At 36.6% G+C, this 14,090-nt stretch carries 17 protein-coding genes; 16 read left to right on the forward strand and 1 reads right to left on the reverse strand.

Translation table 11 applies throughout. From position 1 onward, the window contains the following. The first annotated feature begins 8 nt into the window (after window positions 1–8). From KDN24_RS09005 to mtnA, 4 genes are all read left to right on the forward strand, one after another. Complete coding sequence (locus KDN24_RS09005; protein WP_409974891.1) at window positions 9–1,517, forward strand: sugar ABC transporter ATP-binding protein; 1,509 nt, start codon at window positions 9–11, stop codon at window positions 1,515–1,517. Window position 1,518: 1 nt separating this feature from the next. Beyond that, entirely contained in the window at window positions 1,519–2,520 is a 1,002-nt protein-coding gene (locus KDN24_RS09010) for an ABC transporter permease (RefSeq protein ID WP_409974529.1), read from the forward strand. A 15-nt stretch (window positions 2,521–2,535) separates the two neighbouring features. After that, window positions 2,536–3,759 carry an S-methyl-5-thioribose kinase gene (gene mtnK, locus KDN24_RS09015; RefSeq protein WP_409974530.1) on the forward strand — a complete coding sequence of 408 codons (1,224 nt, stop codon included), beginning with the start codon at window positions 2,536–2,538 and terminating at the stop codon, window positions 3,757–3,759. Window positions 3,760–3,907: 148 nt separating this feature from the next. After that, a complete protein-coding gene (mtnA, locus tag KDN24_RS09020) occupies window positions 3,908–4,972 on the forward strand; it encodes an S-methyl-5-thioribose-1-phosphate isomerase (RefSeq protein ID WP_409974531.1) in 1,065 nt (354 codons plus the stop codon). Between the two features lie 38 nt (window positions 4,973–5,010). Here mtnA and KDN24_RS09025 read toward each other — a convergent pair whose 3' ends face one another. Continuing rightward, a complete protein-coding gene (locus KDN24_RS09025; protein ID WP_409974532.1) occupies window positions 5,011–5,772 on the reverse strand; it encodes a DeoR/GlpR family DNA-binding transcription regulator in 762 nt (253 codons plus the stop codon). A gap of 291 nt (window positions 5,773–6,063) precedes the next feature. On the opposite strand from KDN24_RS09025, the gene KDN24_RS09030 reads away from it, so the two are divergent. The 12 genes from KDN24_RS09030 to KDN24_RS09085 all read left to right on the forward strand — a co-directional run bounded on the left by KDN24_RS09030 (window position 6,064) and on the right by KDN24_RS09085 (window position 14,061). Continuing rightward, entirely contained in the window at window positions 6,064–6,888 is an 825-nt protein-coding gene (locus tag KDN24_RS09030; protein WP_409974533.1) for a class II aldolase/adducin family protein, read from the forward strand. A gap of 17 nt (window positions 6,889–6,905) precedes the next feature. Beyond that, entirely contained in the window at window positions 6,906–8,480 is a 1,575-nt protein-coding gene (locus KDN24_RS09035) for an aldehyde dehydrogenase family protein (RefSeq protein ID WP_409974534.1), read from the forward strand. Window positions 8,481–8,489: 9 nt separating this feature from the next. Continuing rightward, the gene (locus tag KDN24_RS09040; protein ID WP_409974535.1) at window positions 8,490–8,810 is read left to right on the forward strand and encodes a BMC domain-containing protein; all 321 of its coding nucleotides are present in this window, start codon (window positions 8,490–8,492) and stop codon (window positions 8,808–8,810) included. A gap of 17 nt (window positions 8,811–8,827) precedes the next feature. Further along, a complete protein-coding gene (locus KDN24_RS09045; RefSeq protein ID WP_409974536.1) occupies window positions 8,828–9,118 on the forward strand; it encodes a BMC domain-containing protein in 291 nt (96 codons plus the stop codon). Continuing rightward, window positions 9,115–9,489, forward strand: a complete 375-nt coding sequence (locus KDN24_RS09050; protein WP_409974537.1) for a BMC domain-containing protein — start codon at window positions 9,115–9,117, stop codon at window positions 9,487–9,489. Before KDN24_RS09045 ends, KDN24_RS09050 begins: the two co-directional genes overlap by 4 nt. 30 nt (window positions 9,490–9,519) lie before the next feature. Beyond that, window positions 9,520–9,795, forward strand: a complete 276-nt coding sequence (locus tag KDN24_RS09055) for a BMC domain-containing protein (protein WP_409974538.1) — start codon at window positions 9,520–9,522, stop codon at window positions 9,793–9,795. A gap of 75 nt (window positions 9,796–9,870) precedes the next feature. After that, window positions 9,871–10,146: a BMC domain-containing protein gene (locus KDN24_RS09060; protein WP_409974539.1), complete on the forward strand. Its 276-nt coding sequence runs from the start codon at window positions 9,871–9,873 to the stop codon at window positions 10,144–10,146. A 15-nt stretch (window positions 10,147–10,161) separates the two neighbouring features. Continuing rightward, entirely contained in the window at window positions 10,162–10,824 is a 663-nt protein-coding gene (gene pduL / locus KDN24_RS09065) for a phosphate propanoyltransferase (protein ID WP_491348386.1), read from the forward strand. 13 nt (window positions 10,825–10,837) lie between these two features. After that, window positions 10,838–11,113 carry a EutN/CcmL family microcompartment protein gene (locus KDN24_RS09070; RefSeq protein ID WP_409974541.1) on the forward strand — a complete coding sequence of 92 codons (276 nt, stop codon included), beginning with the start codon at window positions 10,838–10,840 and terminating at the stop codon, window positions 11,111–11,113. After that, on the forward strand, window positions 11,113–12,462 hold the full coding sequence (locus KDN24_RS09075) for a CoA-disulfide reductase (protein ID WP_409974542.1): 1,350 nt from the start codon (window positions 11,113–11,115) through the stop codon (window positions 12,460–12,462). Before KDN24_RS09070 ends, KDN24_RS09075 begins: the two co-directional genes overlap by 1 nt. A 34-nt stretch (window positions 12,463–12,496) precedes the next feature. Further along, complete coding sequence (locus tag KDN24_RS09080) at window positions 12,497–13,330, forward strand: CoA transferase subunit A (RefSeq protein ID WP_409974543.1); 834 nt, start codon at window positions 12,497–12,499, stop codon at window positions 13,328–13,330. Beyond that, window positions 13,327–14,061 carry a CoA-transferase subunit beta gene (locus KDN24_RS09085; protein ID WP_409974544.1) on the forward strand — a complete coding sequence of 245 codons (735 nt, stop codon included), beginning with the start codon at window positions 13,327–13,329 and terminating at the stop codon, window positions 14,059–14,061. The genes KDN24_RS09080 and KDN24_RS09085 overlap by 4 nt, the downstream gene beginning before the upstream one ends. Window positions 14,062–14,090 lie beyond the last annotated feature (29 nt).

Consider the following 14,090-nt stretch of genomic DNA (forward strand, 5'->3'; position numbering starts at 1 on the left):
GGAGGGGAATGGGCTTGTCAGTATTACTTGAGATGAAAAATATCTCTATCGAATTTCCAGGTGTAAAAGCGTTAAACGAAGTTCATTTTTCAACGCAAACAGGTACCTCGCACGCTCTAATTGGGGCTAATGGAGCTGGAAAATCAACATTAATGAAAGTTCTATCAGGAGCTTATAATCATTACACTGGTGATATTTTTCTGAATGGAAAAAAGGTAAATATTAGATCACCAAAGGAAGCACAGGATCATGGGATACAAATCGTATATCAAGAGGTAGATACAGCTCTTATCCCCTATTTAACGGTTGGGGAAAATATTATGTTGAATGAAACTGTGCATAATATGGGGAAAAAGCAATTTGTGAAATGGAAGGATATACATAAAAAAGCAACAGCCATTCTTTCAGGCATGAACTTGTCAGTGTCCTCTAAAAAGCTTGTCAGTGAATTAACATTAGCAGAAAAACAAATGGTCTTAATTGCTAGAGCTATTTCTAAACAATGTAAATTTCTTATTTTGGATGAACCAACTGCACCTTTAAGTCATTCTGAAACGAAGGAACTATTTCGAATTGTTCGAGATTTACTAAAAAAAGAAGTAGGGATTATCTTTATTTCACATCGATTACCTGAGCTTTTTGAAATTTGTGAAGAAATTACTGTTATGAAAAATGGTGAGTTTGTTTGCAAAGAAAAAATAGCAGAAACATCGCAAAATATAATTGTAGAGCATATGCTAGGAAAAAAATTAGAAGAACAGTTTCCAAAGTATAATGTTGAGATCGGCGATAAAGTCCTTGAGGTTAGAGGACTTCATGATATAGGGTTAGTAAGGAATTTTAATATGCATGTTAATGCTGGTGAGATTGTAGGGATAGCTGGATTAGTAGGTGCTGGAAAAACAGAGCTTTGCAAAGTATTGTTTGGGGCAACAAAAGCTGCCTCTGGGGATATTATTATCCGAGGTAACAAAGTGAAAATAAAAAATCCAAATGATGCTGTAAAACATGGGATTGCTCTAGTACCAGAGGAGCGAAGAAAAGAAGGTATCTTAGTACAAGAATCTGTCGCTACGAATCTTACAGCATCTAGTTTGAAGAAGTTTTCGAAGATTTTAAGTTTCGTAGATGTTAAGAGTGAAAAAAGTATTGCGAAAGAATTGATTGGTAGTTTAGGCATTAAAACACCTTCTGAAGAAACAAAAGTGCAAAATCTATCTGGGGGAAATCAGCAGAAGGTAGCAATAGGGAAGTGGCTCATAACTGATGCAGAAGTTTACATTTTTGATGAGCCTACAAAGGGTGTTGATGTCGGTGCGAAGAAGGATATTTTTGAACTGATATCTGGTCTAGCTAAACGTGGAAAATCAATTATTTATGCTTCATGTGAGCTCTCTGAAATTCTTGGCATTACAGATCGTGTTTATGTCGTATATGATGGTGAAGTTGCAAAGGAGCTTGAAACGAAATTAACGAATGAAGAAGAACTATTATATTACTCAACAGGAGGTAAATAGGATGGGCGCGGCAAATCCTGTTCAAAAAACAGTTCCCACTAAAAAGGGCTTTGAATTATTTGAATTCTTATATAAATATGGAACGATTATTACAATTTTTGTGTTAATTGCTATTTTCGCAATTACGAATCCTTCCTTTATTCAAGGAGCAAATATTGTAAATATTTTAAGATCGATTTCAATCGTTACGATTATTGCAATCGGGATTACTATTTCCTTATCTGTTGATGGATTTGATTTATCAGTTGGTTCAACAGTATCTTTAGCAAATGCAGTAGTCATATCGATGTTTGTATGGTTCTCTCAAAACTTATTCGTAGCAGTCTTAGCTGCAATAGGAGCTGCACTTGTTGTTGGTGCATTTAACTCATTTATGATCGTAAAAGTAAGAATTCCAGATATGCTTATGACTCTTGCAACAATGTTTATTATTCAAGGAATTGCTTTGACATACACAAAGGGTGCAACTGTTTCACAAAATATGATTTTATCTGATGGATCATTTTCTGAAGGAATTATCCCTGCATCCTTTTCAAAAATTGGGCAAGTTCCTTGGATTATCATAATTATGGTAGTCGTCGTTATTGTTGTGCATATTTTCTTAAACTATACGAAGCATGGCCGTTATATGTATGTTATTGGAGGGAATAAGGAAGCTGCTAGATTGTCAGGTATTCCTGTAAATAAATATAAAGTTCTTGCTTATTTATTATCTGCGCTTTTTGCAGCAATTGGCGGAATTGTCCTTGCTTCCCGTGTTATGACTGCCGAAATTAACTCTGGTGCCCCTTATTTAATGGATGCTGTAGCTGCAGCATTTATCGGTTCATCTGTATTAGGTGCTGGAAAACCAAACGCTTTCGGAACATTTGTTGGTGCTGTATTAATTGGTATTTTACAAAATGGTTTAGTAATGATGTCTGTTCCTTATTACGCGATGGATATAGTTAAAGGGACCGTTCTAGCCCTTGCCCTTGCGTTAACCTACTATAAACAGAAATAAATGGAGGGGATTGCGATGAAAGACTTTACGAAAGAATATTTTACGATGACTGAAGAGGAAGCGGTTGACTATGCAAAAACAATGCTAGACTTCTTTCAAGAGGATGCCCAATTATCTTGTAAAGAAATTGGTGATGGGAATTTAAACTATGTTTTTAAAGTAGTTGATCAAAAAAATAATCAGTCTGTCATAATAAAACAAGCGGGTCCGATAGCTCGTATTTCTGATGAATTCAAACTTTCGCCAGATCGCAATAGAATTGAAAGTGAAATCCTTCAAATGCAGAATGATTTAGCACCTGGATTTGTCCCTGAAGTATATAAATATGACCCGGTGATGAATTGCTGTGTAATGGAAGACTTATCTGACCACGAAATTATGAGAACTGCTTTAATTAAACATCGAAAGTTTCCGCTTTTTGCAGATCACATTTCAACTTTTCTTGTAAATACCCTTTTATCTACTTCTGATGTAGTGGTAGAACATAAAGAAAAGAAAGAGCTTGTGAAGAAATTTATTAATCCTGAGCTTTGTGAAATATCTGAAGATCTTGTATTTACAGAGCCTTTCTATGATTGCCCTCGGAATGAGGTTTTTGCTGGAACACGGGATTTTGTAAGAGAGCATATTTGGAATGATGAGAAGCTAGTGCTTGAAACGGCTAAATTGAAATTTGACTTTATGACAAATGCCCAATCTTTACTGCATGGTGACCTACATACAGGGTCAGTGTTTATTAAAGAAGATTCGACAAAAGTAATTGATCCTGAATTTGCGTTTTATGGCCCTGCTGGATATGATGTGGGAAATGTCGTAGCACATCTAATTTTCGCCTATGCAAATGCTAAGTTTACAATAGAAGATGAAAACACAAAAAATGAGTATATGAATCATTTAATCTCAACGATTAAAGATGTGATTGATTTATTTAATAAAAAGTTTTTGGCATTTTGGGATGAACATGCAACCGAGCAAACTGCTAAATATGCAGGCTATAAGGAATATTATTTATCTACGGTCATTAAAGATACATCGGCAGTAGCTGGGCTTGAACTGATTAGAAGAATCGTGGGACTTGCTCAAGTAAAGGATATAACATTGATTTCAAATCCAGATTCAAGAGTTCTAGCTGAGAAAATTTGTTTAACAATCGGAAAAACATTTATCCTCAATAGAGACGCAATGAACACCGGGGATGATTTTATCAATGTAATCAAAAACGCTGAACGACAATTTTAACCTAATTGAGTAGGAATTAAAGATCCTGCTCAATAAAGTTACATTTATGGTAAGACTTTCGCTTTTTTGGGAAAGTTTTTCGAGCAGAGTTGATAAAAGGCTGGGCGTAAAATATCCAAGAAAAATTTCCTTGGGAGGAGAGTATTTGATGGAAAATTCAGTAGGTGTTATTCAATCAGTAAAATTAGATGACGAAAATTCTGCTTTAATTGTATTGGATCAAACGGTATTACCGAATGAAACGGTTTTTTTACAATTAACGAAAATGGAAGATATATGGGATGCGATTTATCAATTAAAGGTACGAGGAGCGCCTGCAATTGGAATCGCTGCTGCATATGGTGCTTATTTAGGAACAAAAAATTCATCAGCACAATCATATGAGGCTCTTTATGAAGATTTTAAGAAAGTTAAGGAATATTTAGCTTCTTCACGACCAACAGCAGTCAATCTGTTTTGGGCATTGAATCGTATGGAGGATCGTTTTAAAAAGGAAGCAGGAAAAAATGTTTCCGAAGTTAAGCAAGCTCTTAAAGAAGAGTCTGAGCTCATTCGAGCAGAAGATGAAAAAATTTGTGAATCAATTGGAGAATACGCTCTTTCATTACTTGAACCAGGTTGGGGGATCTTAACCCACTGTAATGCTGGTACAATTGCGACTGCTAAATATGGGACGGCATTAGCGCCAATCTACTTAGGACAAGAGCGAGACTATCAATTCAAAGTGTATGCAGATGAAACAAGACCATTGCTCCAAGGTTCTCGTCTTACTGCATGGGAGCTTCAACAAGCAGGTGTCGATGTGACCTTAATCTGTGATAATATGGCTTCAATTGTAATGAAGGAAGGAAAAATCCAAGCTGTACTTGTTGGCTGTGACCGTGTAGCAGCAAATGGAGATACAGCTAATAAAATTGGAACATCAGGTGTTGCTATTTTAGCTAAACACTATAATATTCCTTTCTATGTGTGTGCTCCACTATCTACTGTGGATTTAGAATGTAAAACTGGTGATGATATTCATATTGAATTAAGACCTTCCGAGGAGATTACGAGCAAGTGGTATGAAAAACCGATGGCACCTAAAGATGTCCAAACGTATAATCCTTGTTTTGATGTTACAGACCATTCATTAATTTCGGGAATTATTACGGAAAATGGAATTGCATATGCACCTTATCATGAAAGCCTTCCAAAAATGTTTACTAAGTAATGAAAAGCCCATGACGATGCTCATGGGCTTTTTCGTTATTACTCACATTCATATAAATTAATATTTTGTTCCTTTAAAAATTGCTTCCAATCTGTTGATAAACTTCGATCAACAACAATATTATTTATTTTGTCAAACTCACATATTCTTGAAAAAGAAGTTTTATCAAATTTGGTATAATCAGCAATCAAATAAACACTATTTGCATGATCTGCTGCAAGTTTTCTAATTCCTGCTTGCTGTTCATTTGAATCAGTTATTCCGTGTTGCATACTGACTGAGCGGCACGAAATAAAAGCGGTATCAAAGTAGTAGTGCTTCATCGTATATTCTGCACTTCTACCTACGTTTGACAATGATGAGGGCGAAAGTGTACCTCCAATGACAACAATGTTAATATTTTGCTTTTCAATCAGCGTATTGACTACTTTTATTGAATTCGTTACAACAGTGAGTTTCTTTTCCTCTAACATACTTGCAATGACAAGTGAAGTCGTTGAGGCATCTAAAAAAATTGAATCGCCATTTTTTATCATCGAATTGCATTTTGCAGCAATTTTTCTCTTTCCTTCAACATGGATATGTTCACGTAAATTTACGTTAACATCGTTTTGAACTCCTTCTGAAATGAAAGCTCCCCCATATGTTCTCGTTAGAATACCTTCCTCTTCAAGCTGTTTTAAATCTCTTCTAATCGTTTCCTCTGTCACTTTAAATAATTTCGTAAGCTCAGCAACTGTGACACTTTTCTTTTCGGTAATTAATTCCTTTATCGTATTTTTCCGTGCGATAGGAAGCATGATATTCTCCTTACTTTTAATTGATTTATGAAAAAATTATACCATATTTATTGGATTATTAAAAAGGTCATCTCCATAATAAACCAACGTTTATCAAGAAAATCAATGAAATTAAAGGACGTTATTTCTAAGTTTGTTTGGGATTTGAGTGTTATTTGATTATAAAACAACAAAAAGTCTATATAAAACCAAAAAACAAATTGACAAAACCTAAAAAAAGTAAGAAAATTATAAATAGAAATAAGAGGCGGTTTAAGTCAAATCGCACACGATGTAAGGAGTTGTCTTTTTATGTTAGACAAAACAAAGTATTATTCAGAATTCGAGGCTAAAAAATGGATATGTGAAATTGGTCGACGAATTTATAGTAAGAATTTCGTTGCGGCAAATGATGGAAATATTTCAGTAAAGGTTGGTCCTAATACAATCTTGACTACTCCTACTGGAGTAAGTAAAGGCTTCTTGACACCGGATATGATGGTCAAGATGGACCTTTCAGGAAAAATCCTTTCAGGAAAAATGAAACCATCCTCTGAGGTGAAAATGCACCTTCGCGTTTATAATGAGAATCCAGAAGTGAATGCAGTTGTGCATGCTCACCCACCAGTCGCCACATCATTTGCGATTGCGGGAATAAGTTTAGATAAACCTGTTTCACCTGAAGCAGTCGTTCTATTAGGGACTGTTCCTGTTGCACCTTATGCAACACCAGGAACACAAGAGGTACCGGATTCGATTGCTCCGTATTGTAAGGATTATAATGCAGTTCTGTTAGCAAATCATGGAGCACTTACATGGGGAAAAGACATTATTCAAGCTTATTATCGAATGGAATCATTAGAACATTACGCTCTAATGCTTATGTATTCTAACAATATTATTAATAAGGCAAATGAGCTAAACTGCTCTCAAATATCAGATTTGATAACAATGAGAGAAAAGATGGGGATAACAACTGGTGGTGTTCCACAATGTGATAATAACAGTTATCAACAACATACAACACAAAGTGCTGCAAAAATAAATCAACATGCTGAAATGTCAAATAAAGATGAGCTCATTGAAAGTATTGTTCGCAAAGTTACGCAAGAAGTACTTAAAACCCTTACGAAATAGTGAGAGGAGGCAAATTCATGAGTGCAAATATTACTGAAAAAGATATTCAAAAAATAATTCAGTCAGTGATGGAAAATATCGATACGGTAATGAAAAAGAATCCTGAAGCTCAAAGCAGCGTTCAAAGAAATGCTTCGTCTTCCATTCAACCGATACAAATGAAAATAATCACACCTGTGCAACAATCTGGAGGAGTAAATGAGCATTCAATTCCAAACAATGCTTCTCCTTATAGTGGTGTATTCGACCGAATGGAGGACGCGATTGACGCAGGCTATCATGCTCAAATGAACTATGTAAAATATTATCAGTTAAAAGACCGAGAAAGAATGATTGAAGCGGTTCGTAAATCGGTTTTGCAACATAAAGAACAATTAGCAAAAATGGTCTATGAAGAAACAAAGCTTGGCAAATATGAAGATAAAATTGCAAAACATGAATTAGTCGCAAGTAAAACGCCAGGAACTGAAGATTTAAAAACGAATGCATTTTCTGGGGATGCAGGACTTACGATTGTGGAGCAAGCTCCCTTTGGTTTAGTTGGTGCTGTAACACCAGTAACAAACCCAACAGAAACGATTATTAACAATTCAATTGGACTACTTGCAGCCGGAAATGCAGTTGTTTTTAATGTTCACCCATCTTCAAAGAATTCATGCGCATTTGTCGTTGATTTAATTAATAAGGCAATAATAGGAGCAGGTGGCCCCAAACAGCTCGTAACGATGGTTAAAGAGCCATCTTTACATACATTAAATACATTAATAGAAAGTCCAAAAATTAAATTACTAGTTGGCACTGGTGGGCCAGGGTTAGTGAAAACATTATTACAGTCTGGGAAAAAGGCAATCGGTGCAGGTGCTGGCAACCCACCTGTTATTGTTGATGACACGGCTGATTTAGAAAACGCTGCCAAAGCGATCATTAATGGTGCCTCATTTGACAATAATCTACTTTGCATAGCTGAAAAAGAATTGTTTGTATTGGATTCTGTGGCAGACGATTTAATATTCAACATGTTAAATCATGGTGCCTATATGCTTGATCAAACTCAACTACAGCAACTTATGAGTTTTGCACTTGAAGAAAATGTGAATGAAGAAGCTAGAGGATGCTCTTTAAATAACAAACGTGAGTATCATGTTGCCAAACAGTGGGTTGGCAAGGATGCCAGCTTATTTCTAAAGCAGTTAGGGATAAATCCACCAGAAGATATAAAACTATTAATCTGTGAGGTTGATTTTAACCATCCATTTGTTCAATTAGAACAAATGATGCCAGTCTTTCCGATTGTCAGGGTAAAAACGCTTGATGAAGCCATTGATTTAGCTGTAAAAGCTGAACATGGAAACAGACATACGGCCATTATGCATTCTCGTAATATTGATCATTTAACTAAATTTGCAAGAGCAGTCGAAACAACGATTTTTGTAAAAAATGCTTCATCCATGGCTGGAGTTGGTTTTGGCGGCGAAGGTCATACGACAATGACAATTGCCGGTCCAACAGGAGAAGGAATTACTTCTGCTAGAACTTTTACGAGACAAAGAAGATGTGTGCTAGCGGAGGGCGGATTCCGGATTATAGGGTAGGTGAACATGATGTCAGAGGCAGTAGGGGTTATCGAGGTTCAAGGTTATAGTATTGCATTAGCTGTTATGGACAAAGTTTGTAAAGCTGCAGATGTTACGATTACTGGGATTGATGTAAACAATCCGATACAAGGAGAAAAGGCAGCCATTCCTGTCGTTGTACAAGTAAAGTTTAAAGGAAAAATTTCCGATGTAAAAACCGGTTTAGAAGTGGCAGCACAGGAAGCGAAGAAATATATCAGTGAAGATGATATACTTACCCATTTCATTCCATCAGCCATGCCAGAGTTACAAGAATTGCTTTTTTCAGGAAAGGTTAAGAAAAAATAAAAAGGGAGGCGGATAAAATGTACCGATCTTTAGGCATTATTGAAGTTGTCGGTCTGGTAACTGCCACCGCCTGTATAGACGCAATGGTTAAATCTGCGTATGTAGAAGTTTATAATATTAAACGAACTGGCTCTGGAATAATTACTGTATTAATTCAAGGAGACCTTGCCTCTGTTAAAGAAGCATTAGAAATTGGGGAATCTGTAGCTTATCGCTATGGTGAATTAATAGCTACCCGTGTGATTGCCAGACCGTATGAAGGACTTGAATGTCTTATAGAGCCAAATGAAAAAGGTGCAAAACAATGAAAAATTATGAAGCGCTTGGGGTAGTTGAAACACAATATTTTACGATTGCAATCGAGTTATTAGATGCCATTTGCAAGTCAGCTGATGTAAAATTTCTAACAAGTGAGAATTACCTTGGCGGTAGATTAGTGACGATGGTATTTGGTGGGACGATATCGAATATAACAGTTGCCATGGAAACAGCGAGAAATGTAGCAAGCGAGAAGATGAATAACCCGCTTAAAATGGCCTTAGTCATTTCAAATCCGCATCCAGAAATTATGCGGTATATTGTTCCTTCCCAATTAGAAGAGGAAAAATCTATTCCTATAGTAAAAGAAAAGATGAAAGAAAAAGAAAAACCAAAGAAATCAGTTAAAGAAAAAAAATAATACTTTAAAGAAATTGAGGAGGATTTTATTATGAATGGATCTTTAGGAATTATTGAAACTAGAGGACTTACAGCAGCAATTGAAGCAGCAGATGCAATGCTAAAGGCAGCAAATGTAGAAATCGTTGGCAGTGAGAAAATTGGCTCTGGATTAGTATCCGTTATTATCCAAGGGGATGTCGGAGCAGTTAAAGCAGCAACAGAAGTTGGTGCAGAAGCAGCACAGAGAGTTGGAGAATTAGTCGCTGTTCATGTAATTCCAAGACCACACGGGGATATTGCAAAGCTTTTGCCAGCATTAAAGTAAGAGCGATATAGGAAATAAAAATTATCAAAATGATTGAGTGCTAAAAATAAATTCAAAATACAGGAGGAATTATCGATGAGTGGATCATTAGGAATTATTGAAACTAAAGGATTAACAGCAGCAATTGAGGCAGCAGATGCGATGTTAAAGGCAGCAAACGTAGAGATCGTCGGCAGTGAAAAAATCGGATCTGGACTCGTTTCTGTTATTGTTCAAGGAGAAGTCGGGGCAGTTAAGGCAGCAACAGAGGTTGGTGCAGAAGCTGCAGGAAGAGTAGGGGAACTTGTAGCTGTTCATGTAATTCCAAGACCTCATGCTGATGTCAATAAAATATTGCCATTTCTTAAGTAGGTAAGGTGATATGGCATGCATATCAATGAATCCAAGTTAATAGAAAATATTACTAGACTAGTAGTAAAAGAGCTACAAGAACATCATTTACTAGAAAAAGAAAAAAAAACGCATGTTCCAGTCAGTATTTCGGCGAGGCATTTACATCTTCAACAAGAGCATGTAGACATACTTTTTGGCAAAGGCTATCAGTTAACTTTTTATAAGGAAATTTCACAACCAGGCCAGTATGCTTGTAATGAAAAGGTCATATTGAAAGGTCCTAAAGGGACGATTGAAAATGTCAGAGTTTTAGGACCATTACGAAAGCAAACCCAAATTGAAATTTCGCGAACAGATGCAAGGAAGCTAGGTTTAAATCCGCCTGTTCGAAATTCAGGAAATTTAACAGGTTCTGCACCTATTGCGTTAGTTGGACCTGTTGGACTAGTGGAATTGCTGGAGGGATGTATTATAGCCGATCGCCATATTCATATGACGCCGAAAGATGCCATTGAATTCGGTGTGGCGGATAAACAAAAGGTTTCCGTGCTTGTCGATGGCGAAAAGGGTGGAGTAATGGGACAAGTAACCATTCGAGTGAATGAACGCTACGCTCTTGATATGCATATCGATACAGACGATGCCAATGCATTTAACTTAAATGGAAATGAAATGCTAAAAATATTACAAGAGTAACGGAGGTTTTATTATGATTTTAGGCAAGGTGATAAGTAAAGTAGTTTCGACACGAAAATATGACAGTCTGCAAGGGTTTAAGCTTCTTGTCATTCAACCTTGTCATGGAAGTCAGGACGACTACTTTATTGCGGCAGATGAACTTGGTGCTGGTGAAGGAGAATTTGTGTTAGTCACTAAAGGATACTCTGCTCATCATGCCTTAAATAAGAATACTCCGATAGATGCCATAGTCGTTGGAATTATTGACGACGAGCCTTCCATAGTTAATAATGCAGGTGATAAATGATGGATAATAAACGTAATTTGAAGTTGATTGTAATCGGAGGGGTAGCAGCTGGAATGTCTGCTGCCTCTAAATTAAAAAGAATGAATAAAGATGCTCAAATACTTGTCTATGAAAAAGGCAAGTTTTTATCGTATGGTGCCTGTGGACTCCCATATTATGTTTCAGGCGAAAATGATGATTATACAAAAATGATTGCTAGAACGAAAGAACAATTTGAACAAATGGGAATGGACATTTATATTCAGCATGAAGTTGTTAAAGTTGTTCCTGAAAAGAAACAAGTTATGGTAAGGGATATCGTAAATAATAAGTTATTTATTGAAACATATGATAAATTAATGATTTCAACTGGAACAGTTCCTCTTATTCCACCTTTTCCTGGTGTTAATCTTTCCAATATCCATGTACTAAAAACGTTAGAAGATGGAATTCGTCTAAAACAAATTGCTAATGATCCATCCATACAGGATGTCGTAATCGTTGGTGGAGGATATATCGGAATTGAAGTAGTCGAAGCGATGCTACGACTAGGAAAAAGGGTAAGAGTTGTAGAGCTTTCTGAGCGGATTTTAAAAACATTTGATCAAGAATTAACAGATATTGCGGAGAAAGAACTGATTGAACAAGGTGTTCATTTGAACTTAAATGAAAAGGTCGAAAGCTTTATTGGAAACGAACGTGTCGAGGCGGTTCAAACAGATAAAGGTACATATGCTGCAGACTTAGTTCTTCTTTCAATTGGAGTGAAGCCTGCTACGAGGTTTTTGGAAGGCTCGGGAATTAAGTTAGCAAGCAATAGTGCTGTCATGATTGACCGCGAAATGAGGACGAATATTGAGAATGTGTATTCTGCAGGGGATTGTGCACAAGTTTACCATAAAGTTATGGAAGAAAATACATTTATTCCATTAGGAACGAATGCTAATAAATGTGGACGCATTGCTGGTGCTAATATAGCGGGAGAACATACGAAATATATTGGAACTCTTGGTAGTGCGGCTATAAAAGTTTGTAATTTAGAAATGGGAAGAACAGGATTATCAGAGTTTGAAGCACAAAGTTTAGCCATTGATTACTCTACTGTTTTTGTTCAAAGTGCTGACCATCCTGGTTATTATCCAGATCAAACCCCGATATGGATAAAGCTAATTTGTGAAAAACGAACGAGAAGAATTCTTGGTGCTCAAGCAATCGGGCAAAAAGGAGCCGTTTTAAGAGTTGATATTTTTGCTGTCGCTATTCACAATAATATGTCAGCTGATGAGCTAGGCATGACTGATTTAGTCTACGCTCCACCGTTTGCTGGCGTTTGGGATGCCGTTCATATTGCCAGTAATGCAGTAAAATAAGCAAACACACTCTTTCATCATGGAGGTGATATCAATGAAAAAGGTAATGGCATTGAAAGAAGCTATTGGAATGATAGATGATGGCCAAATGCTTGCTATTGGTGGAAATGTTCTTCATCGAGCACCTATGGCTGCTGTACGTGAAATTGCACGTCAAGAAAAGAAGAACTTAAAACTTGTAAAAACCGCTGGTGCTCATGATATTGATTTATTATGTGCGATGGATTGCGTATATTCCGTTGATGCGGGATTTGTCAGTTATGAATCAAAATATGGACTGGCTTCCCATTATCGTAAAGGTGTTCAAACCGGCAAAATTATTGGCAATGAACATGCTTGTTATACCGTAATTTGTGCACTTCGAGCGGCGTCAATGAATGTGCCTTTCATGCCAGTTCACGGTCTCAAAGCGGGTGATCTAATCTTAAAAAATGATTACTTTGTAGTTGTTGAGGACCCATTTAGTGGTGAACCAGTCACACTCGTAAAATCACTTGTACCAGATGTAGCGATTATTCATGTTCAAGAATGCGATGCGAGAGGGAATGCTTTTATTTATGGGCCAAAATTTGAAGATGTTTTATTAAGTAGAGCAGCCAAGAAGGTAATTATTACAACAGAACAACTAGTGCCAGAAAGCAGAACGAATTTACATGCTGAACGTGTCGATATCCCAGGGTTTTTAGTAAGTGCTGTTGTGCTTGCTCCAAATGGAGCGGCCCCAGCATCCTGTTATAAAAAATACGATATTGATGATAAATCATTGACATCATTTATTTCAATGAAAAACAAAGCTGACGTAAAAGAGTATTTAAAAACCTATGAAGCAAAAGATTATTATGGAGAAAGGAGGGGCATGTATATATGATAAATACAGACATAAGAGTTAGTGACCTAATGACCTGTGCGATAGCGAATATGCTGCTTGATGGAGAAACTGTTTTCCATGGTGTTTCATCTCACTTACCGATGACTGCTATGACATTAGCAAAATCCACTCATGCCCCGAATTTAGTCCATTTAAATATTCCGGGTGGAGTAAATCCAAGTTCAATCCAACATGCTTCCTATTCTTCGGCAGGGGCTGATTTACTTGCAACAGGTGAAGCATATTTTCCACTTGATCAAGTTTTTGACTTGTCAATGAGAGGAAAACTTGACGTTGCCTTCCTCGGCGGCATTCAATTTGATATAAATGGGAATATTAATGCCTCTGTAATTGGTGATTATCATAAACCAAAGGTTCGTTTACCAGGTGGGGCTGGAAGTGCAGTGCTTATTCCAACCGCGAAGAAAGCAATTATTTGGAGAACAAAGCATGATATACGTACTTTTGTTGAAAAGGTGGATTTCATCACGACCCGGGGAAATCTTTGGAGAATTATTACACCATTATGTATTTTCGAATTTCGAAATGGAAAGCTTCATTTAGAAAGTATTCATCCAACATCTTCCTTAGAGGAAGTGAAGGCGAACACAGGTTTTGAATTAATTTATGATGAGATTAAATATACTTCTCTTCCAACTAAACAACAATTGGCAATACTGAAAAAAATCGATCCGAATGATTATCGTTCAATAGAGTTTACGAATGAGTAACAGAAGAAAACATGACCCATTATACATTC

The sequence above is a fragment of the Cytobacillus sp. Bva_UNVM-123 genome, assembly GCF_046351715.2.
Lineage (GTDB): Bacteria > Bacillota > Bacilli > Bacillales > Cytobacillaceae > Cytobacillus.

Coding starts and splice junctions, on each gene's coding strand:
- KDN24_RS09060 (WP_409974539.1), top strand. CDS start 9,871: ATGAGTGGATCATTAGGAATTATTGAAACTAAAGGATTAACAGCAGCA.
- KDN24_RS09075 (WP_409974542.1), top strand. CDS start 11,113: ATGGATAATAAACGTAATTTGAAGTTGATTGTAATCGGAGGGGTAGCA.
- pduL (WP_491348386.1), top strand. CDS start 10,162: ATGCATATCAATGAATCCAAGTTAATAGAAAATATTACTAGACTAGTA.
- KDN24_RS09050 (WP_409974537.1), top strand. CDS start 9,115: ATGAAAAATTATGAAGCGCTTGGGGTAGTTGAAACACAATATTTTACG.
- KDN24_RS09005 (WP_409974891.1), top strand. CDS start 9: ATGGGCTTGTCAGTATTACTTGAGATGAAAAATATCTCTATCGAATTT.
- mtnK (WP_409974530.1), top strand. CDS start 2,536: ATGAAAGACTTTACGAAAGAATATTTTACGATGACTGAAGAGGAAGCG.
- KDN24_RS09085 (WP_409974544.1), top strand. CDS start 13,327: ATGATAAATACAGACATAAGAGTTAGTGACCTAATGACCTGTGCGATA.
- KDN24_RS09045 (WP_409974536.1), top strand. CDS start 8,828: ATGTACCGATCTTTAGGCATTATTGAAGTTGTCGGTCTGGTAACTGCC.
- KDN24_RS09080 (WP_409974543.1), top strand. CDS start 12,497: ATGAAAAAGGTAATGGCATTGAAAGAAGCTATTGGAATGATAGATGAT.
- KDN24_RS09010 (WP_409974529.1), top strand. CDS start 1,519: ATGGGCGCGGCAAATCCTGTTCAAAAAACAGTTCCCACTAAAAAGGGC.
- KDN24_RS09030 (WP_409974533.1), top strand. CDS start 6,064: ATGTTAGACAAAACAAAGTATTATTCAGAATTCGAGGCTAAAAAATGG.
- KDN24_RS09035 (WP_409974534.1), top strand. CDS start 6,906: ATGAGTGCAAATATTACTGAAAAAGATATTCAAAAAATAATTCAGTCA.
- KDN24_RS09055 (WP_409974538.1), top strand. CDS start 9,520: ATGAATGGATCTTTAGGAATTATTGAAACTAGAGGACTTACAGCAGCA.
- KDN24_RS09025 (WP_409974532.1), bottom strand. CDS start 5,772: ATGCTTCCTATCGCACGGAAAAATACGATAAAGGAATTAATTACCGAA.
- KDN24_RS09040 (WP_409974535.1), top strand. CDS start 8,490: ATGTCAGAGGCAGTAGGGGTTATCGAGGTTCAAGGTTATAGTATTGCA.
- mtnA (WP_409974531.1), top strand. CDS start 3,908: ATGGAAAATTCAGTAGGTGTTATTCAATCAGTAAAATTAGATGACGAA.
- KDN24_RS09070 (WP_409974541.1), top strand. CDS start 10,838: ATGATTTTAGGCAAGGTGATAAGTAAAGTAGTTTCGACACGAAAATAT.